The sequence below is a fragment of the Vibrio sp. M260118 genome, assembly GCF_036533755.1.
In the GTDB taxonomy this organism is placed as follows: Bacteria; Pseudomonadota; Gammaproteobacteria; order Enterobacterales; family Vibrionaceae; genus Vibrio.
This window is the reverse complement of the sequence record NZ_JATABG010000655.1, coordinates 1-782: the sequence shown is the minus strand read 5'-3', so window position 1 is coordinate 782 and position 782 is coordinate 1. Positions and strand designations below refer to the sequence as shown.

The 782-nt window shown below is 43.0% G+C and carries 1 protein-coding gene; it reads left to right on the top strand.

What is annotated here, in order from left to right; translation table 11 throughout:
- Positions 1–144: 144 nt before the first annotated feature.
- A partial coding sequence (locus QTO00_RS20325; RefSeq protein WP_331426358.1) for an HD-GYP domain-containing protein occupies positions 145–782 on the top strand: 638 nt, incomplete at its 3' end.

The following is a 782-nucleotide window of genomic DNA, read 5'->3' as shown; positions in this document are numbered from 1 at the left end:
GTAAAAACTAGTACCTATTTAATAAAATGAGCAATATTTTGCATGTTTTGCGCGCACTTGCTTGTTGGTATGGCGTAAACGCTCTAGATTAGAGTTATAATCCGCAAGAATTAAAAAATATAATAACAAGTGGCAATTAACCCGATGCAGTACGATCCAAAAAAATCCATAAAGATATCTATCGACTCGCTTGGGGTAGGTATGTTTGTGACTGCGATTGAAGATGGCAAGCGTATTAATCTCGCCAATGCGGGTAGGGTGCCGTCTGAAAAAGCGATTGACCAGCTTGTTAAGAATGGTATCAAGTTCGCGTGGGTGGATAAGTCGCTTTCCGCGAAAGGCTGCGTGATCAAACCTGTCAAAACAGTCGTTGAAAAACCGGCTAAACCTGAGCCTGCAGAGCCGGAGCCACAGCCTGAACCTATTAAACGCAAGAAAGTGAGTCGTTTCTCTCAACAGAAGAAAGCGGAGAAGATCATTAGCGAAGCTAAGGGGCTTGCGCACAAAATCCTTAGCCAAACTTTTGATGGTAAGCCGATTAATGTCGATGAGCTTGATAGTCTCGCTGATGACATGATTGAGTCGGTATTACTCGATTCTGACGCCTTGAACTGTGTATCTGCACTGCGAAACAAAGATAAGTATTTGTTGGAACATTCAGTGAACGTCGCCACTTTAATGGTAACGTTCGGCAAGCATTTGAATATGCCTAAAGAAACGCTCAAACAGATGGCGATCGGCGGTATTGTTCATGATGTTGGTAAGATCAAAGTCGACGACAA